The sequence below is a fragment of the Microbacterium sp. Y547 genome, from assembly GCF_057669785.1.
The window spans coordinates 196,689-219,039 of the sequence record NZ_JBYHFN010000004.1 but is presented as its reverse complement, the minus strand read 5'-3'; the positions used below and the strand labels follow the sequence as shown (position 1 = coordinate 219,039).

The window sequence follows — 22,351 nt, the reverse complement described above, 5'->3', positions numbered from 1 at the left end:
GGAATCGACGGCTCGAGATGTCGCCTGTGCGCAGCAGGTTGGCGTTGTCACCCGCGATCGCGTCGTTCTGGTCGCCGCCGTCGACGAAGTCGCCGGCGTCGCTGCCGCCGGCGACGTTGTGGCCGCCGATGAGGTCGTCGTCACCCGTGCCACCGGTGATGCGGTCGGACCCCTGGCCGCCGATGATGATGTCTTCACCGGCGTTGCCGCGCAAGAGGTCGCCCGCACCGCCGTCACCGATGAGCGTGTGAATGGACGTCCATGCGAACGGGTGGGCGGCCAACGGCATGTTCAGCGGCAGCAGATCGAGACGGATGCCGACGGCTCCGGCAGACGGCACGGTGGCGTCGATGCGGCCGTGGTCGCCGAAGATGAGGTCGTTGCCGTCGTCGCCGCTCACGGTGTCGGCCGCCGTGCCGCCGAAGATGGCGTCATTGCCGGCGCCGCCCGAGATCGTGTCGAGCCCGCCCAGGTTCGGATCCGTCGTGGTGACGAGCCGGAAGAGCCCGTCGGGGGTCATGAATTCGATGCGGCCGTGGTCGCCGAAGATCGTGTCGTTGCCGGCGCCTCCGAAGATGAGGTCGTCGCCGTTGCCCCCGGCGATCCGGTCATCGCCGACGCCACCGGTGATCACGTCGTCGGCACCCGCCGCCGGCTCGACCGTCGCGATCGACGTCACCAGGCGCGCCGTCTGGATGCGCACGAGCACCGGCCCACCGAGCAGGTCGGTGCGATCCGGGGCGACCGCCTGGGTCACGACACCGTGGTCGCCGAAGATCACGTCGTCGTGGTCGCCCGCGGCGCCGACCGCGCTTCCGGCGCCCTCTCCCTGCAGGTCGTCGCTGCCGGGCACCAGGCTGTCGGCCATCGGGTGCGCGCTCGTGTTGGTCGTCGGGATGCCCAGGCGGCGCGTGATGACGTCGACGTTCACGCCCGAGTCGCCGTAGATCTGGTCGCTGCCGCGCTGACCGTGGATCACGTCATCGCCTGAACCGCCGACGAGGTAGTCGTGCGCTTGGCTGCCGATGATGGTGTCATCGCCCGCGCCTCCGTACACGATGACACCCACGGTCGGCAGACTGCCGGCAGGGGCATCGGCGAACAGAGCGCTCGCATCGATGATGTCGTTGCCGGCGTGCGCGAACGGGGTGGCCAGCGGGAACCAGAAGCGCTCGTCCTCGTCGGGCACGGTGGGGAACTGGTCGAACGGCTGGGCGCCGAAGTCGCCGGCGTCCTGGGTGTGTGGTCGACCCGAGTACCAGACACCGTCTTGAGACGTGTCGCCGTAGATGACCAGCGGAGTCGTCGGGCCGCCCCCGCCCGTGACGATGATCACATCGCCGCCGACCGCACCGCCCACCAGCTGGTTGCCGCCGCCGTGGACGACGGTCAGTGACCCGTGTGCGGCCGGCGGGTTCGGGTTCGTCGTCGGATCACCATCGTCTTCGGGTGCCTGCTGCAGCGTGCCAGTGATCGTGAGGCGGTCGTTGCCCGCGCCGAACAGGAGGTTCAGCACCTCGATCGTCGAGAGAGAAGCGTTCGTCGTGATGGCGGTCACGGTGCCGTCAACCGCCGTCGTGACGTCGACGCGGCCCCACGAGATCCCGCCGGGCACGTCGGCCGGCTCACCGAAGGCGGTGCCGCCGGCAACCGTGAATCCCACGGGCAGTCCGGTGCCGGTGAGGCCGGTCGAACTGAGCGTGCGAATGTGATCCTGCGCGCTGGAGTCGTCGAAGATGTTCAGCACGTCGATGTTGCGACCCTCGGGCACCGAAGCGGCGGTGCCGATGCCCAGGAGGGGCCCGTCCGTCTCGCCCGGCAGCTTCACGCCGGTGTGCAACGACCGGTCGGCGCGGGTCGTGCCGCCCTCGACGTGCACGGGTCCTGCGAGCTGAGTGAGCAGATGCGGCTGCGTCGCGAACGTCTTGACGCCCTGACGCACGAGCGGCACGTCGAAGAACGCGTCGGCGACGAGCGAGACGGTGACCGGTGTCGCCCAGTTCGACGACGTGAAGGTGACGGCTGCCGCGACCCGTCGTAGCGTGACGACTCCGGCGCCGGCGGGCAGAGCGTGCTCCGCCGTGAGCTCGATCACGTTGTCGAAGGTCGCGTTCGTGCCGCGGATGACCGCGATCTTGTAGTACGTCGTGCCGCCGTCGATCGAGATGCGCATGCCCTCGATGAAGCCATCGGCGAGGAAGCTGCCGCCGTCGGTGCGGGTGATGCGACGCGTCGCCGGGTCGACGGTGACGGCTCCGGTGAACAGGCCCCGACCCGCGCTGCCGATCGCGCGCCACGTCACGCGTCCGCCGATGGCGGCGTCGGTGAGGCCGTCCGTCAGGATCGCGACATGCACGTCGGCGGTGGGCCTCTTGGTCAAGCGCACCGTGTAGTCCTCGCCTGTGCCGCCGCGCACGACCGTCGTGCTGCCGCCGCTTTCGATCACGAGCACGCCCGCGGAGTCGTCGTCGCGCACATCGACGTAGAGCACACGGTCGTCGAAGCCGTACCCGGCGGGACCGGAGACCAGACGCGCCACGATGCGTGCGAACGCGGCATCCTGCCGGATGGTGTCGTCGATCACGATGATGCGGATGCGCACGGGGCTCGTGTCGCCCGCGGTGAACGTGATGGTCCGGGTCGCCGCGTTGAACCGGCTGTCGTCGCTCTCGAGGCGAAGACGCCCGTCGGGAAGGTCGAGCCGCACCATGACGGTGCCCGTCGCCGGTGAGGTGAGTCCGACCAGGATCTCGTCCGTCACGCCGTTGACGCCTTCGAGGACGACCGTCGACCGGTCTTCGTCGTCGGTGCCGGGAGTGACCTCGACGATGACGACACCGGGCACGTCGTTGTCGCGGACGAGCGCCTCGACGTTGCGGACGGCCGCACCGTCGAACCCGTTCGCGCGGTCTGCGGCATCCGCTGCCAGCGTCGTGTGGCTGATCGCGACCGTGCGGTCACCCTCACCGCGCGTGTCGTCGACGGCGTAGACGTACACCGTCTGCGGGACGTTCCAGTTGCCGGCGTCGAAGACCAGCACGAGCGCGCGCTGCGCAGGGTCGGCGGTGGTACCCATCTCGACGATGTGTCGGCGGTACTCGCGGAACGCCTCGTCGCACTGCGCCTGCGAGCCGGCGCACAGCCAGACCGAATCACCGGCGTTCACGCCGAGACGCTCGGCAAGACCCGGCATCGCGGCGGTCACCGTGACGTACACGGTGCCTACCGGCCGGCGCGAGAGCTTCACGGTGTACGAGTCGAAGGATGCCGATCCGCCGCCTTCCGCGACGGAGGTGCCGCCGCCGGACTCGGTGATCACGACGATGCCCTCGTTGACCCCCGCGACGTTGAGGTCGATTCCGGGAGCAATGACGCCCTGGTAGTCGATGTCACCCGAGGTCACGAGATGGTCGATCGAGCCGCTCGCTCCCTCGATGTCACGCACCACGATGTCCGTCGAGATGTCGCCGGCGATGTTGATCGTGTCGCTTCCGAGGCCGCCGATGATCCGGTACGAGACGCCGCCGGCGGTGGACTGCACGAAGATCTGGTCGGCACCCTCAAGACCGTCGATCTCGACCGCCTCGACGGTCGCATACCGCACCGTGACGCCGGCGCCGTAGATCGTGGTCGCCGTGACCACGATGTCATCGGGGAGCTCCGTGCCCAGGATCACGAGCTTGTCGTATCCGGCGCCACCATCCACCGACACGGGCGCGTTCATCGTGTACTGCACTTCGTCGTCGCCGCCACCGGCGCGGATATCGAGCGGGCGCCCGGTCGAGGACCCGATGGCGGGGATCGCGGTGCCCGAGGCGCCCGTCCGGATCGTGCCGTCGGCGTTCGTCTGGGCCAGCGCGAAGCCGCGCACCACGAAGAAGTCGTTGCCGCCCTCACCTTCGAGTCGCAGCTCGGCCTGGTTCGAGTAGACGGTGAACTGATCGTTGCCGGCACCGCCGAGTGCGACCAGCGGGGCGCTGATGCCGGGGCTGAGGTAGCCGCGGGTCGTGGCGATGATGCGCGGGAACACGTCGGCGGGATCGAGCCCCGCCGCCGCATCGCGCGGGGTGCCGAAGAGCTCTCCGAACTGGAACTCGTCGTCACCGGCGCCCGCGTCGAGGGTGACGGTCGTGCTCGTGTCGTCGACGGCGAAGACGTCGTCGCCGAGGCCCGTCTCGACGATGAGGCGTCCGTTGATGGACGTGTCGTAGTTGACGCGTTCCACGCCCCTGCCTGCGGCGGGCGAGCCGCGCAGTCCTTCGAGCGTGCCGTGGACGAAGGCGACGAAGGCAGGGCGGTCGGCGGTTTCGTTCGGGATCCACGCGACGCGGCGCAGCAGCACGATGTCGCGTCCATCAGTGCCGACGATCGTGGCCACGTCGGCACCGTCATCCGCAGCGCCGGTGTCGAGCAGGTTGACGATGTAGGTGCGGGTGGGATCGGTGGTCGTCTCGACGCGATAGGTGTCGGTGCCCTGCTGGCCGTCGAGAGTCAGGGTATGGGCGTCGGGGTCGTCGGGCGTGCGCAGACCGAGCACGCGGAACACGTCTTCGCCGTCGCCGCAGCCGATCTGCAGCACGGCCGGACCGCACGCGGGGCGGTCGGTGGCCGAGAGGTTCTGGCTGCCGTAGACGCGCACCGCGGTGCCGAGCAGCGTCGCGACGAAGTCGAAATGGTCGACGTCGATATGGCCGAACACGAGGGCGCGGTCGGTGCGGTCGGCGCCGCCGTCGAGGTCGAACACGCCGCCGAGGCGTCCGGCGAAGGTCATCGTCGTGCCGAAGCCCGCAGCCGCGGTGGCCGCGCTCTGGTGCGTGTCCGCGTTGGCGGCGACCGGCGTCCCGAGCGGGTCGGAGTCCGTCGCGGTCGGGGCGGCGGGGCCGCGGTTCGTGTCGCCGTGGATGTAGATGGTGCGGCCGGCGACGATGTCGGAGTCGACCGGCGCCACCAGGTCGTCGCCGATCCAGAGAGAGATGTCGAGCTTGGCCCAGATGCCGCTGCGCGTCGTCGTCGCGGAGTCGACAGCACCCGGGGTGGTCGTGCGCGGCTGGCCCTGACTGACCAGGCTCGTTCCCGACACGACGAGGAGGAGGTCCTGCGTCCCTGTCGACGGGGGTCCGCGCACGCCGTTCTCGTCGGGGATCGTGAGTCGCACGTGGCCGTCGCGCGACTTCGCGGCGAGGAGCCGCAGGTCGCCGTCTGTCTCGGTGAGGAAGATGCCGGCATCGGCCTGCGCGTAAAGACGACCGGTCGCCGAGCTCGTGACGGACGTGTTCACGTCGAGGTCGTGCAGGAACGACCCGATGCCGCCGCCGGTCGCACGGAGGTCGATGCGGTCGGCGACGACGTCGGCCGCAGCATCCGATTCGCCGTCGACGATGGAGCCGGCACCCGCGACGAGCGAGACGTCCGTGACCTCCGTCGCATCGTTCTGAGCCGATGTGACCAGGCCGACGCGCAGGTCGCCCTGCACCTCGAAGATGTGAATGCCCGACGCGGCCGTCGCGTTCAGGATGCCGCTGACCGGCGTGCGGGACACCCCGACCGTGTCGAGCAGGTTGATCTCGAGGAAGTCGCCCTCGATGCCGATCGAGCCGGTCTTCGCAATGAGGGTGATGTTCACGCCCTCGACGTCGCGGGGGTCGGCGGGGTGCGTCGCGGCGTCACCCGGGTCGCCGTCGAGAATGCTCACGGCCGCGACCAGGACCACGTCGTCGGTGCGCGACCGGATGAGACCGATACGCAGGTCACCGGACACCTCTTCGAGCGCGATCGACCCGTCGATGTCGACGTCGACCCAGCCGGCACCGTCGTCGGCGAGGTCGATGAAGCCTTCGAGGTCGATGACCGCCGGGCTTTCGGCATCGGGCGCCTCGGGTCCGTTCACAAGGGCCTCGGTGTCACGGATGCGGATGTGGTCGCCCGCGACCACGCCCGCCGTACCGGCGGCCAGCGCAGCATCCGCGAAGATCACATACCAGCCCGCGTCGACGTCGGCGCGGAACATGGTCTCGCCCGTCGCGCCGATTCCGACGTCGACGCGGTCGCGTGTCGCGTTGCGCTGCTCGAGCCGAAAGAGGCTGTCGATCTCGACGGCCGTGCCGCCCACGGCGATCGCGGCGTCGATGTGGCGGGACGCGCCGGTGCGAGCCGGGTCAGGTGTGCCCGGCGACGGCGATCCGCGGAAGTGGAAGCGGTGCAGCTGAGCGGTGTTCCAGGGGCTCGCCTCGTTCGGCACATGAACCCGCACGTCCGCGTCGCGGGTCGAGGCCCCCTGGCGCAGTCCCGTGCGCAGCTGGAGGTCGGCATCGCGACCGGCGCGCACGAGATCGAGCGTCAGGGTGATCGCCGCGGCGTTCGTCTGCGTGCGGTCCAGGCCGCGCAGGCTCAGGAAGACGTCTATGCCCGCCTGCGCCGCAATTCGCGGGTCGCGGACCCCCGAGGCGGTAGGCGCGTCCACACGCGGCTTGGCGGTGAATCGCACGAGGTCGATGGGCAGCCGTCGCTGCGCCGACCCGATGGAGCCTGCGATCGCCTCGATATCCAGCAGGTTCGTGACGATCAGCGTCGCGGAGGTCGAGGCGATGATGTCGCCCAGCAGATTCACGATGCGCGTGAGCCCGACCGGGTTGTTGATGAGTGCCGACAGCAGCACGTCACCATCGCCGCGCTTCTCGATGTCGACGAAACTCGGCGCCGCCGCATGGCGCACATCGAACTCGAGCGACGTGTAGGCGCGCAGGGCGCCGCCCGCCGACCGCAGCCGCACGAGCGGCGTCGCCGCGAAGTCGTTGACGACGTCGATGCGCCCGATCGTCACCTGCAAGCCGGAACGGTCGACGATGATGACCGACTCGAGCGTGTCGCGGAACTCGAACGTCGGCCACGGCTGATTCGGGTTGCCGTCGGTGGAGGTGTAGTCCTGGTTCGTGATCGAGCACGCGATGCTGTCGTCGTCATCGTCCGCGCACGTCGCTTCGAACAGCACGTTGGCGTATCCGGTGTTCCTGATGTCGTCGATGACGTAGCGACCGTCGCCATCGGGATCGACCTGTGTGACGCCGGCCACCGGCACGACTCCGCCGTTGATCGTCACGGCATTCGCCTCGACGACGTAGCCGTCCGCGTCGACGACCAGCAGCGGTGCGCCGTTGAGCCCGCCCAGCACGATGACATCGGCATCCCAGAAGATGTGGCGCGCTTCGGGGAACGCCGATCCGCCGTCGTCCCGGTAGCGGTTGCTGTCGGGACTCGGGGTGACGTACTGAACACCCGAGTCGGCCTGAGCGTAGAGCGCGACATTGCCGGGGTCGGATGCCGCGACCAGTCCCGACGTCGGATCGCCGCGCCGCGCCCCGGCGAGGACGATGGCTCCGCGGTCGGCGTTCACGGTCGCGGTGACGCGGCCCGATCCGTTGTTCTCAGCCCGCTGAGGCGGGATGAGTGCGACGGCGAGGCGCATGGCGTTGCGCGTGATGACGATGCCCGACGTGTGCGCCTTGAGGTCGACGCCGCGCTCTCCGCGGATGATCGTGCCGGCGCCTCCCACCTCGACGGCCACGGTGAGGTAGACGTCCACCTGGGCATTCGCGAAGGCCGTCGCGACGCCGAGCAGGATCGGGTTCACGCCGAGCGCCTTGGCTGTCGCCTTGCCCTGAATGCGCGACACGGACGCGTCGAGGTTCACCGTTGCGCCGGTGATGCGCACGCCGGTTCCGATGACGACGCGAGAGGTGGCGGCATCCGTCGACGTGCCGATGCGCACTCCGCGGTCATCGTTGGTGTTGTCGGAGTCGGCGCCCGCGCCGATCCCCCACGATTCGGTGTCGGAGAGCGTCGTGCCGTTCGTCGCGAAGTCCGTCTTGATGGTCACGTGACGGCCCGCCAGGATGACGGCGCCGTTGCCGATCGTCGCGAGCGTGTCGTTGTCGATGCGCGCCGTCGTCTCGGCGATCTTCGCCGAGACCGCCCCTCCGCCCTTGGACTGCGCGGTCGCGCCGATGCGGTGGTCGGAAGTGGCGGCCACCGTCACGTCCTGCCCCGCGAGCAGGTTGCTCGAGGCACCGACCGTCGCGCTCGTCGTCGCGGTGTCGAAGACCACATCGGCATGCGCCTCGCCGACCGAGACACCGCCGCCGGCGCCGGTGTTCGCATACGCCGTCGAGCGGGTGCGACCCGTTGCGGTGACCTCGATGGACTGGCCCGCCTGCACGACCCCGGCGGCCAGCTTCGCGTCGACCGTCACGGTGCCGGTGACCTTCGCCGAGGGGACGCCGATGTCGATCACCGCACCCGAGCCGCTGTTGACGGTCGCGCCCGATGCGCCGTCACCGGCGGGCGGGGCGATCTCGGCGAGGTCCTCACCGTTGGGCCCGGCCAACCGGTGACCGGTGCCGGTGAAGGTTCCGCGCACGTTGGCGTAGAGCGCCTGCAGTCCGGAGCCGGCCTTGAGGTCGACCTCGACGATGCCGAAGAGGTGTGGGCCGGGTCGATCGGCGCCTGCGAGCGCGATCATCGATCCGCCGACCGGAGTGAGCGCGAGTCCGACCGAGCCGGCCGGGATCGATCCGCCGGTGCGCGTGTAATAGGTCTGGCCGTCGCGAAGCCCGCCGATGGAGCGCTGCAGCGAGTGCAGAGTCCCACCGCCGGGGGCGATCGCGAGGGCCTGGATGGGGATCGCGGTCGCGGGGCCGGCGCCGTCGGGGTCAGGGCATCCGACGGCGTGGCAACGCGAGTCCGCCAGTTGGACGACGCCGTTCGCACCCTTGATGACGTAGTACACGGTGCCGCTGGACAGCCCCGGGATCGGGGCGCCGTCCAGGGCGAGGTAGAGCACGGCGTCGCCACTGTTGAGCAGCGCGACGGTGCTCACACCGAGGAACACGTTGTTCGCACCGGCGGCGTGGACAATCGTGACCGAATTGTCGGCGTTCGTCATCGACTGCGGAGCCCACACGAGGTTGCCGGCGGCGTCGGTGACCTCGACGGGCGTCACGTCGACAGCGCCCGAGATGAAAGTCGCCGCGACGGGGGCGCGGTAGACGACGGCTGTGCCGCTGGGCTGGGCGGCGAGGGTGGCGTTGACGATCGTGTTGCCCGAGACCGTGCCGGGCAGGGTTGCCTCGGATGCGGCCAGGGCTGCGGCGAGGCTCGTCGTGAGCTTGATGCGCTGGTCGTCGAGCACGCGAACGTAGTAACTCGTCGTTCCCGCAGACCCGCACCCGGCCGTCGCGGTGCTCTGCACGATCGAGATGCCGCTTCGTGCGTCGTAGATGACGCAGTTTCCGCTGACGAAGCCGTGCGGCGCCGCGAAGGTGATGATCTCGGTCGTCGGGTCGACCGTGCCGGCGTCGCTCGCATCGAAGACCGATCCCAGGCGGATCCGTCCCGTCGCAGCGGTCTCGATCACGGTGTACGGACGTCCGATGTTGAGTCCGGTGATGCCCGGGCCCTGATAACTGACGCGGTCCCCCTCGGCGATGCCGGGGTAGCTGAAGGTTACGGTGTCGTTGTCGACGCTGATCCCGGTCAGGGCATCGGTGATGGGCCTGCTGGCGGAGTCGAGCAGCTCGGCGATCACCCGCACAGAGCCCGCGGCGTAGATGCGCGTGGGCGAGGATGCTGCCGCGGACGTGCCGATGAACGCGTCGACGTCGGGCGAGATCGTCGTCCTGGCAGAGGGAAGACCGACCTGCACGCCACCGCCTCCGTAGGCGTTCGCGGTCGTGTCGGCTTCGGCGCGTGCCCTCGCCGTCACGGTGACGCCGCCCGCGATGCGTGCGGGGGCGGCGGCGTTCGTGCGGTCGCCGATCGTGACGCCGTCGCCGATGGATGCCGCAGCGTGCGGTGCCGCCGTCGCGTATGCCTGCGCACCGCCGATCGACAGCCCGCCGCCGGAACCGACGACGACGCGCGATCCGGCCGTAGCCGAGGTGATGTCGGCAGTGACGTCGACACCGCCGGCCCGCGGGATGACGGTGTTGCCGATGATCCGTGCGATCGTCGATCCTGTCAGCGTCGTGTCGGCGATCATCCATGCGATGGCGCCGAGGCCACCGGCGCCGCCGCTCACTTCGGCGAACGCGCTTTGCGAAGACGTGGCCAGGAGGGTGATGGTGCCCGTCGTGTCGAGGGTCGACACCGCACCCGAGGGGGAACCGACGAGCGCTTCCGAATCGACGTCGACGTCGACGTCGGCACGGGCACCCGCACCGGAGACGCCCCCGATCGCGACGACGACGATGTCGGCACGCGCGTCGGCGGTGTTGTCCGCCTCGACGGCGACGGTGTTCGCCCGCACCGTGACCGCGTCTCGGATCACGGCGCGTGCGATTCCCGCGATGGCGATCTGGACCCCGATGCCGCCTCCGGCCACGAGCCCACCTGCTCCGGCGGCACCGGACACCTCCGCCGCAGAGGTGAAGTCAGCCGCGACACGCACCGTGCCCGACGCGAAGATCAGGGTGCCGCGGCGAACCTCCGCCGAAGCGATCGCCGAACCACCCGTGCCGATCGTGACCGAGAGCACGCCGGCGGCGACCCCGACGTAGCCCACGCCGAGCGCGACGATCGTCACGTCCGATGAGCCGAACGACGCCACCGTCACGGTGGCTGCCGCCGCGATGGTCACGGCGCCCACCGTCCGCTGGGCGGGTGGGCGGTCGGCGCCGATGCGCGAGTGGGTGCCGGTGTAGGCGGAGGCGACGCCGTCGCTGTCGATGACGACCACGGCCGCGCCGACGCCCACGAAGCCGGCCGCCGCGCCGATCGCGGCGACCTGGATGTCGACCATCCGCTCAGCGCTGATGATGACGGTGCCCGCGGCCTCGATGACGGCAGCCGTTGTAGTACCGGCGGCATCTTCGAGGTAGGCCGACACCGTGCCCCGGTCAAGGACAACGACGACAGCGGCCGCCGCACCGACCAGGCCGCCGAACCCGGCCGTGACAGCCAGGACGTCGAGGTTGCCGCGCTGGTGTGCGCGGATCGCGACCGTACCCGTCGGGCCGGCGGTGACGTGGGCCCGCTGGCCGACGAAGGCGGTGACGTCGTCGTCGAAAACGATGATGGCGATTCCGGCGCCGATGCCGACGCCGCCCACCCCGACGCCGCCGCCCACGATCGTGAGATCCATCCGGCTGCGGGCGTCCACGAGCACGTTCCGACCGGCGGTGACGCCTGCTCCCCGACCGATGAATGCCGTGGTCCCGGCGGGAACGGGCTGCGTCCCGACGGTCGAGGACGAGCCGGGCTGGCCGGTCGATGCGCCCACGGAGCCTGCGGGCGAGTTGTCGGTGAGCGACGTGTTCGCGTCCGCGGCGGCGCCCTTCATGGCCCCGGAGTTCTGGGTGCTTCCGCTCGAGCCGGCGAGGCCGGCGAGGGGCGACGAGGCGTCGCCGCCCCCGATCATGGCGTCGATCTTCGAGATGGTGGACGTGTCGTTGCCGTCCTCGTCCTTGCCCGTGAGGGCGTTCTGCTGGCCCGACTCTCCGGCGGTGTATTGGGCGACAAGGTTGCCGCCGAGCGTCCAGACCGAGACGGCTGCGCCGAGCCCGACAACGCCGCCGCCGGCGCTGATGGCGTAGCTGCGGATCACCCGGTCGGCGAGCGCGCTGGCCGTGATGTCGCGACGGGCACGCACGTCGGCGCCGGCGATGAACGCCGTCGTGTCGTTGTGCACGACTCCGACGTCGACGCCCCCCGCGAGTCCCACGATGCCGACGCCGACGGCGCCCGCGATCGCGAGGATCATGACGTCGTTCACGGCGACGACTCGCACGTCCTGGTGGGTGGATGCACCGGCCTGTGCGGTCGTGTTGATGAGGGCTCCGCCGTCGATGTACGCCCGGGTGTCGGAGTCGAGAACCTCGACGGTGACGGCGCCCGCGATGCCCGCGCCGAGCCCGCCGGCCCCCGCGATCGACGCCGAGAGCACGTTCTCGCTGCTGACGGCGACGACGATGACGCCGCGGACATCATCCGGCGTGATTCCGAACGTGCCGTCGGCGCTGAGCGTGCCGTCGTAGACACGGATGCTCGAACCGTTGCCGGCAGCATCGACGGTCGCAGACGAGATCCACGCCTCGGTGCTCTTGGTGATGACCGAGACCGCGACGCCGGCCCCGATGCCGGCCGCACCGATGCCGATTCCCGCAGCCAGGCTCAGAACGTCGATGTCGGTGCTGTCCGAGGCGAAGACCACGACGTTCGCGCCGGCGGTCACCCTGGCTCCCGCCGCGATCGAGGCGTGCGTCTCGTTGTCGATCACGATGACCGCGACGGCACCGCCGACGCCGACCAGAAGGCTTCCGGCGATCGCGATGGCCAGGGCGAGGATGTCTTCACTCGCCACGGCCCGCACCTCGACGCCGCCCCGCGCCTCGACGACAGCGCCCTGACCGATGCGTGCCGTCAGGGTGTTGAGCACGACGGCCACCCCGACACCGGGCGTGACCGAAGCAACCCCGGAAAGCGCCGCACCGCCGGCGACGGCGAGCAGCTGGTAGTCGTTCGCGGCGACCACGAAGACGCTCTGGCCGATGCCCTCGGTGCCGGCGGTGGCATTTACGCGTGCCCCGTCGCCGATCGTCGCGCTGACAGCCGCCTCGATGACGTGCACCGTGGCCGAGACCTGTACGGCGGCTGTCGCCGACCCCGCGGCGCCGATGCCGTAGAGCCCGATGTCGTCGCGGTTCAGCGCGATGACCGCGACACCGGTGAAATCGGTCCGCTTCGACGGCGTGACGACACGCCGCGACGTGAGCTGCTCGTCCACGAGCGGGTTCTGCGAATCGGCGTTGTCCGGGTCGTAGCCGATGTCGTCGTTCTCGACGGACGGCGCGCGCACCTGGGAGGGATCGGGGTCGCCGATGTACGGGTCGAAGACGTGGTGCAATCCGTCTTCGATCGTGACGGCGGGGCGCAGCCCGCGTGCGTCGACGACGGCACGGGCGCCGATCGAGGCCTCCGTCGTCTTGATGATGATCGGGACCACGACTGCGCCGCCGATGCCGGCTGCCGTGCCGCCGATCGCGATGTTGCCGGCGATGAAGTCGGCCTCGGTGTCGGACGAGGCCGACACGACGACACTGCCTTCGGCGAGCACGGTCGTCGGATCGGCGGTCGTGACGGTGCCGCGGATCTGGGCCTTGGTCGTGAGGTTCATGACGTAGATGCCGACCGCCCCGGCGATGCCGACGTCGACACCGCCCGCGATGCCGCCCGCGACCGAGACGATGTTCTCTTCGGAGTACGCGAGCACCTGAACGTCGCCGCGCGCCTCGACTTTGGCAGCGGCGCCGATCCAGGCCTGCGTGTCCTTCGTCAGCACACCGACGTCGATGCCCGCCCCGATGCCGGTGGAGCCGCCGAGGGCGATCGATCCCGCGACGCCGACGTGGGTCGTGCGATCGGCGGCGAGCACGAGCACGCTCTGTGCCGTCGACTCGGTGCCGGCCGTGCGGTTGATCTTCGCCCCGTCGCCGATCCAGGCGTGTGTCGTGCGGAGGATGACGGTCACCGCGCCGGACCCCGCGACGCCTACCTGTATGCCGCCGCCGAGGCCCACCGCGACCGTGTGGACGTCTTCGAACGCGTACGCCACCACCGCGACACCCGCGAAGGTGCGCATCTCGGGTGTGCCACTCGCGGTCTTGCGCCCCGTGGGCACGCTCAGCCCGGCGTTGCCGCGTGCGTCGACCACCGCGCCGGCGCCGATGTAGGCCGTCACCGAGCTCATATCGATCTGCAGCGGCACCGCGAGGCCCGCCGCGTTCTGCCCGACGGCGATCCCGCCGGCGACCGAAACGGCCGTGACGTCATCCGAGGCAGAGACGAGGATGCTGCCGTCCGCCTCGACCGCGCGAGTGCCGGTGATGCGGGCGACGATGTCGTGGGCGACGACGTTGATCGAGATCGAGCCGCCCAACGCGAAGTTGTCGGCCACCGCGGCACCGACCGTGACGCTCACGATCGTCGCGGTGAAGGGCTTCTCGTCGTCGGTGGTGGGGTCTCCCGGGATCGCGAACGTCACCGCCCCGTCAGGTGCACCGATCGAAACCTCGGCGGGGACACCGGTCGTCGCGGGCTGGTAGCCCGCCTTCACAGTGATGTTCCGACCGGCGACGACCCGCGAGTTGTCGATCGCAGCGAGGAGCTGGTCGGTGTCGCCGCCCTGGACCGCGGTGTCGCTGTTGACCAGGTCGGGGTTGGCGGGGTCGAAGCTGCCGCCGATGAAGTTGTACGCAAAAGCGGCGCCCACCGCGACGCTCCCGAGCGCGACGCCGACCCCGCCGGCGACGACCACGAGCGTGACGGACTCGGTGGCCTCGACCACGACGTCGCGACCGGCACGGATGCCGGGGCTGTTGGCGATGACTGCGCGGACCGTGTTCGCGATCGAGTTGACGGTGACCGCGCCCCCGACCGCGAACGACTGTCCGGCGGCGAGCGCGCCCCCGACCGCGATCGCCACGAGAGTCGACTGCGAGCGGGCGGTGACGGAGATGTCGGATGCCGCGCCGCCGGCGAGCACGGACGGTCCGTCGATCGCGGCGATGATCACGTTCGAGATGAGGTTGTAGCTGATCGCGGCACCGATCGCCGGGCTGCTGCCGGTCGAGACCGCGATCCCGCCGGTGATTCCGACGATGAGCGACGTGTCGCGCGCCGATACCGTCACCGGACCGGTGACGGTGATCACCGAGGCACCGATGGGCGACGACGTGATCGTGTCGTAGATGCCCGCCTCGATGCGGTTGTCGATGACGTTGATCAGCAGCGAGCCGGCACCGGCGATCTTGCCCTGCGGCGAGACGCTTGCCGCGACGCCCAGGGCCACGCCGCCGATCTCGGCGTCCGAAGAGGCGTCGACGGTGAGCGAGCCATTGCTCGTGAGGTCGACGTCATCGAGCAGTGCGACGACGTGACCCTCGATCTCGTTGTAGCCGATCGCTGCGCCGATGGCCGCTCCCGTGCCGACCGCGACGGCACCCGCGATCGAAACGATGCCCGAGTCGTCGGTCGCCCGCACCGTGGTGTCGAGGGTGTGTGCCGTGCCCGTCGCCTGCAGGATCGAGGTGCGCACGATCTCCGCGATCGTGCGGAAGGCGATGAGGTTGACGGCGAGCTGGAACCCGACCGCGGCTTGCGACTGCGGTCCGGCCGCGATGCCGACCCCGGCGCCGATGGCGAAGATGCGCTGGCCGGTCGCGTCGCTGAGGCTCTTGGCCGTAACCGACAGCACACTGCCGCCGATCGTGATCGTGGACCCCGAGATGCGGGCGCTCGTCAGCATCGGGCGCTCCGGTGTGCCGAGCAGGTTGATGCCGACGCCGATGCCGATGCCGGCCTTGCCACCGAAGCCGATCCCGCCGCCGACCGAGATGATGCGGGTGCTGTCCGATGCGGCGACCACGACGTCGCCGCCGACGACGGCCGTGACGTTCTGCACCGCCGCGACGGTGTCGTTGAGGATCACGTTCGCCGAGAACGACCCGGCAGCCCCGATGCTGTCCTGGTCCGTGGAGACCGCCATGCCCGCCGAGATCGAGATGACGTCGCCGGAGCGTGTCGCCTGAACCCTGACGGTGCCGGTGGTCGTGAGGTAGGTGGCGACGATGAATGCGCGAGTCGTCGTGTCGATGACGTTGATGCTGAAGGCACCGGCGAGCGCTGTGCCACCCGGCTTCTCGCTCACCACGAACGCCGCCGCACCGGTGACCGACAACTGGAAGAAGTCGTCGATCGCGGTGACGGTGACGCTTCCCGCCGTGATCCGGCCGGCGTCGGCGATCGAGGCCTGCGTCTTGTCGGTGACGATGTTGATCGACACCGCGCCGGCGACACCGATTCCCGTCGTCGGCGTGTGCACGCTCGCGCCGAGGATCTGGAGCGCCTTCGCCGGCGGCGCCGCGCCGTTCGGTCCGGGGGGAGGCGACTGCGACGGGTCGGCCGGGGTCGAGACGGCGCCGGCGACCGAGAAGGCCCACAGGTCGCCGTCCAGTTTGGCGAGGATGTCGACGGCGCCGGTGACGTCGATGCTCGTGACGTCACGCGCCACCGCACCCGTGCCGGGCGATGCGTCCGCGGCACCGATGACGGCCTTCGTCGTGCGGTCGAGCACGTTGATCGCGACCGAGATGCCGACGCCGACGCCGTTGCCGACCGACACACCGCCGACCCAGGTCGCCTGTGTCATCAAGGCGCCCGCGTAGATGCGCACATCGCGCCCCGTGACGCTCGCTTTCCCGCTCAATCGTGCGAGGGTGTCGCTGGTCTGGCCGATGTAGGCGACGCTCCCGGCGATCGCGAAGGTCCCGCCGCCGGCGCCGGACTGCACGAGGTCGATGTGGAAGATGGCCTCTTCGGCCTTGATGTTGAAGCCGCCGTCGGCACCGCTGAAGATCGCGACTCCGTCAGCGATCGTCGCGTGCGTCGTGTTGTCTTGGAGGAACAGGTAGAACGAACCGCCCGCCCCACCCTTGCCGCCCGAGCTGCCGAGCGGGCTCAGGGCGATGCGGTCCGCGAAGCTCTGGTCCTTCTTGTCGAGGTCGATGCCGGGGAGCGAGAAGACGCCCACCATGTTGATGAACTGCTGGTAGTTCGTCGCCTCCACCGAGACGACCTGCTCGCCCTCTTTGCCGTCTCGGTCGGGGGCCGAGCCCTCGTCGTTGCGGTTGTTCGGGTGGTCGGTCTGCGTCCACGCCTCATCCTGGTTGATCCGCACGCCGGATTCGACCGTCGCCTGCGAGACGTTGGTGAGCACGAGCACCGTGACCGAGCCGGCGATGCCGATCTCGCCGGCGCTGGCCGACGAGGTCGTCCAGGTGTTGAAGAGCTTGTCCTTCAGGCCGATCTGCTCGTTCACGTAGCCGAGGATCGCGTCGTATCCGTCGTTGCGGATGCGGTCGATGATCTCGCCCCACGACAGCGGCAGGTATTCGTCGAAGCGCTGCGCGAACGGATAGGAGATGTCCGAGATGACCCGTGTCGCCCGAAGCGCGTCCAGCCGGGCCCCGTTGCGGATCGTCGTGGTGGCCGTGTTCTCGATGATTCCGACGGCGACCGCGACGGCGACCATCGTGTCGGCGCTCGAGCCGCTGCTGTTCTCATCGGTCTGCGGCTCGACGTTCGCCTCACCGTTGAGCGTCAACGACTGGGTGATGGTCGCCTTGATCTCAAGGTCCTCGTTCGACCGGATGTGTGCCGCGCCGCCGATGATCGTGGCGACGCGATGGGTAGCGAACACGAACGACAGCGACCCGGCGACAGCAAGATCGCTCGAGCCCGTGCCCGAGGTCGCGTGGTTGCTCGTGTAGGACTCCGTCAGCTTCGTGAAGAGCATGTCCGGCAGGTTGGTGTCGAGCTTCTCCTTGACGTCGGCCCACCACGTCTGGTTGCGGTTCTCGGATCCGAGCCCGGCGGTGGCGGATGCCGCGTCCGAGGCATCCAGCTCTGAGATGATGCCCACCCCGGTCGAGAAACCGGAGTCCAGGACGTGTGTGGCCGAGAGCGAGAACTGTGCGCCGTTCGCGGCGCCGCCGATGTCGATCTTGATTCCGGCTCGGGCTTCGCTCTCCGTCTCGGCGAGTGCGATGATCTGCCGATCGGTGAAACGCGTGTCTCCCTGCAGGTTCGTCTGATTCGTACTCGCGATGACGTAGTAGGTCGACCCGTTCGTCAGACCGCGGATCGCCGTGGTCCCTTTCTGGCGATAGACCACGGCCTGGCCGAGCTCGAACGTGTTGTTGACCGTGCCCCCCGGCCACGGCAGTGAGATCTCGTCGGTGGACCCGTCGACGTCGGCGCCGGTGAAGTCGCGTGTATTGGTCGCCGTCCCCAGTCCTCCGGCGGTCAGATCCATCAGGTCGATGACGTTGCCGGGCTCGTACTGCGCGCCCATGCCGGCGATGATCGCCTGGCGCTCGGTGCCGGCGAGCTTGATCCAGCCGTCCTCCTGCCAGATGACGTAGTACTCACGGCCGTCGACGAGACCGCCGATGCTCGTGCCGCGCCGATTCGTGTAGACGATGGTGTCTTCCGTGACCAGCGCGTAGTCGCCGATGTAGATGCGGTCGTTCGCGTAGTCGACGTAGCCGACGTTGCGGTCTCCCCGCACGTCGAACTCCGTCGTGGTCGGGTCGATCTCGATCTTCACGACGGAGCCCGGCTCCATCTGCGCGGTGACCTCGCCGAGGATCGTCGTGGTGATGACGGCATCCGAGATTTCGATGGCGAACGCGAGACCGGCGGCGCCGTCGGCGTACAGGCCGGATTCGGCGGATGCTGCGGAGTCGACGGATCCGCTGGATTTGATGTTGACCGTCCGCGCCGCCTCGATCGTGCTGCGCAGCCCCACCGTGATGGTCGATGTGGCGACCGCGTTGGAGATGGCGAGCGACAGAGCGATCTGGGCGCTGCCCGGGTTCGGCGTGCTGCTGAGCTCACGGGAGGTCGATGTCTCCATCGACGCCGTCGCCGTCGCCCCGCTCGTGATGACGACCGCCGCGGTGCTGGTGATCTCGACGTCCTCGCCGATCGTGACCGTCGCCGTTGCGACGGCATGCGAGTAGCCGAGACTGATCATGCTTCCGCTCGCGCTGCCCCCGGCATCCGCCGTCGCCGTCGCGTACACGCCGACTGTGTCGTCGCCGATGAGCTTCGCGAAGTCGCCGATCGTGATGGTCGCCGTCGACTGCTTGACCAGGACCTTGACCGGCAGCGCGAACAGGCCGCCGAGCAGATCGGTGATCGGGTCGATGATGAAGTTCTCGATCTCTTTGACCGCACCGATGATCTCGGCGAGGCTGCGGTCCTCTGCCTGGGCGATCAGGTAGATCCCGGTGGCCCGGAGCTCGGCGCGCTCGGCGATCGTGATCGAGACCTCCCGGTCGGTGCCGAAGCCGGGCAGGAAGTTCTCCCACAGCACGCCGCCGATCTGGCGCACCCGGAACGTGATCCACCCGCCACCCGCGTCGATAACGACTCCCGCGTGAACGGTGACGTGGGCGGCGTAGACCTCGATGATGCCGCCGTTGGTCCAGACGTCGCCGGTGAACTCGACCGTGTCGGGGCTGGTGTCATCGAGCGAGATCGGGAGAGCCTCGCTGAAACGCTGGAAGCCGTAGATGTAGAGCCCGGCCCCCTCGACCCAGCCCGAAGGAAGCCCCTGCACCTCGATATGGTCAGCCCCGAGTCCGGCCTCCACGATGAGGCGACTGACGGGGTTGGCGATGAGGATCTCATCCACGGTGAGCCCCGTGGAGGGGTCGTACCACCGCGTGCGGTCGTAGCGCACCGAGACGTGGCCGGCATCGGCGGCCGAGATGATGATCGTGTCGCCGAGGATGCTGCCGGTGACCACGGGGGCGGCGACACTGCCGCCGATCGGGGTGCGGTGGTCGATGCCGCGGAAGGCGATGGGTTTCGCTGAGGCGGTGCCCGAGGCATCGGTCCCGGCGGGATTGTGGACCGTGTATACACCGGTCGCATCGTTCAGGAAGAGGAGGGAATCACTGCCGCCAAGGCCGCCGTCGACCCAGCCGGAGACGCTGCCGTCTGTGGTCACGACGAAGGCGTCCGCGTTTCCTGGGGCCCCGACGAGGCGCTCGAACGACTCGAAGGCGACGCCCGCCACCGAGCCGGAGTCGGCTCCGTCGATCGTCCACAGGACGGACTGCGCCGGAGGCCCACGCACCGTGTCGCCACCCGATCCGCCGACGATCTTCGTGATGTTCATGAAGGCCGCGACCCCGGTCGCCGTGTGCAGGGCGGGAAGGTAGACCAGTGTCACCGGCACGCCCGCTCCGAACGGCGAGACGTGGCTCCCGTCGAGGATCGACACGGAGATGGACCGGTAAGCCGGGTCGCCGGTCGGGAGGAGGCCGAGCACCTGGAAGAGCAGCCACCGGCTCGGGTCGCCCGTCGCGTAGATGCGGATCTGCCCGTAGGCTCCCGCCGAGCCGGCGACGCTGTCGACCGCCTGAACGACGGCTGCAGACGCGGCATCCACTCCGCTGACGCGGATCACGGTCGCGGCGTTCTGGGTCGCGCTGTTGAGTGCGACCTTGCCTGCGCCCGGATTGCCGGCCGCGATGCTGGTCGAGAAGAGGTCGGCGATCGAGAACGGTGCGCCGGTGAGCGTGACGGTCACGGGTGATCCGCGATCGATGTAGGTGAGGGTGTCGACGGCCGGCTCGTCCGCCTCGTCGTCGATGGGGCCACCGTCGATGATCCCTGTAACGCTGCCACCCGCCGCGATCGAGAACGTGTCGGCGGCCAGGCCGCCCGCGAGGTTCTCGATGCCCGTGAATGCCTGCGTGCTGGTCAGGATGGTGTCGTCATCGGGATCGATGCCGTAAAGCGTGCCGGTGTTCACTCCCGTGATGACCCAGCGGTTCGCCAGATCGCCCGCGACAAGAGCGTCACCGGCCGCTCCGCCGTTGATCGTGCCGCTGAGGGTGAAGACCTGAGCGGGGCCGGAAGCGGTGTCTACGGTGGTCACCGCGAAGGTGTCGCGCGCCGACCCGCCGACGAGGTTCTCGATGCCCGAGAAATCGCCGAACGACGTCGAGCCCGCATCGGTTCCGGTCACGGCCCAGTCGGTCTCGACGTCCGGCCCGATCAGAGTGTCGTTGCCTGCGCCGCCGTCGATGATGAGTGTCACCGTGTCCGGCAGCTCCGCGATGGTGATGACGTCATCGCCGGCGCCGCCGCGGAGGGTCAGGGTCAGCGCGGCGGTCGCGTCGATGCGGTGAGTCTCGCCGGATCCGTCGGTGAATGCGACCCACACTTCGTCGCCGACGAGCGATACCCGGATCGTGTGGCCGGCGTCGCCGGCCGTGACCACGCATACCGAACACGTGACATCGACGGGCTCGAGGCCGTCGTATGTCGTCGTGAAGCCGTCACGCGTCACAACTCCCGACTGCGGTCCGGTGACGAGTGACGCAACCGCGCCGGAGGTCCCGGGCGCGACGCGCAGTACGTCGTATCCGCCATCGCCGCCGTCGACGGCCGTGACCGAGCCTTCGGGGCCCAGCACGAAGACGTCCTCGTTGCCGACCGCTCCCTGGAGCATCTCGACGCCGTGGAAGACGACCGTGAGTCCGCCCGCCACGAGAGTGCCCGCACCCCGCCCTGTCACGTTCCACGTCGCATCGACCGCGGGTCCCGCGAGGCGGTCGGTGCCGCCGCCGCCGTCGAAGGACACCGGGATGCCGGCGAGCGCGGCGCGCACCTCCGCACCGATGACGAGCGTGTCGTCGCCAGCCGTGCCGACGATGATCACCTCGGTGATGCTGGACAGTTCGCGCCGCTCATCACCGATCAGCAGGAAGCCGTCGTGCAGAGTGATCGCACAGGTGCCGGCGCTGTCGAGCGTGACCGTCCAGGGTCCCGGCGACGGTGGAGCAGGTGCGACCGCGGCGGGTGCGACAGGGGGAACCGCACGCTGCGGCACGCCGGAGGTCGCCTCCGGCGTGGACGCGACCGGGTCGGGGGGCGTCGCGACCGAGTCCGGGCCGGGCATCTCGGATGGCGTCAGCGGAGGGGAAGGCGTGTCAGAGGGCTCTGCGGCGACGCTGGGCGTGGCGTCGGCGGGAGCTGTATCGATACTCACCGGTGCGATGGGCGCCACCGGGCCGGTCGGCGTGTCGACCGCACCGGCACGGAGGGGGAACTCCGCCGTGCCCTCGGCGAGGGACCTCAGGACGGCCTGATCCGGTCCGTCATCGATGCCGACCGTGAGGTACCGCTGGCCCGGCAGCAGGTGTGCGTGCATGAGCGCTTCGTCGTCGTGCAGGTCGGCGCGGCCGAGCAGGTGACCGATCTCGTGCGCGAGCACGGTCAGCAGGTCCATCCGTCCTGCTGCGGGGCTGCCGGGGGGAGCCTGCAGCAGTGGCCCCGTGCCCGCGCTGAATTCGTCGGATGCCTCCGGTGACGGATCGATGTACCAGCCGTGACCGGCCGCGGTCGGATCGATCACGATCGTCTGGCCCTGCGTCACGGCGAGGCGATCGCCTTCCGTGTCGGCGATGAGCACGGTGACGCCGTCCAGTTCGGGCGACCCCCACAGCGCCGCCGCAACGGCGAACATCCGAGCGAGGTCCTCTGCCGCCAGGGCGACCGGAGCGGCGCGCTCCGCAGACTTCTGGTCCTGAGCCTGTGCGGCGAGTTCCCGCGCCGTCGGAGGCGTATGCGCCACGGGCGACGACGAGCTCAGCGCAGGCGCCGCAGCGCCGGCGCTCACGGGCAGGGCGAGCGGCGTCAGCGTCATCGCGACGACGACGAGCGCTGCGACCGACCTGCGACGCGCGCGGTCGAGACGCCCAACAAGCCGTGGAGCTCGCAC

1 protein-coding gene (running past one end of the window) is annotated in these 22,351 nt (G+C 69.7%); it reads right to left on the bottom strand.

Annotated features, from left to right (window positions below; all coding sequences use genetic code 11):
• Positions 1-22,351: the 5' portion of a Calx-beta domain-containing protein gene (locus AC25Y0_RS08145; protein WP_488134489.1), read on the bottom strand. The gene continues 5,162 nt to the left of window position 1, outside the view; the window shows 22,351 of its 27,513 coding nt (coding positions 1-22,351); it begins with the start codon at positions 22,349-22,351; its stop codon lies off the left edge, out of view.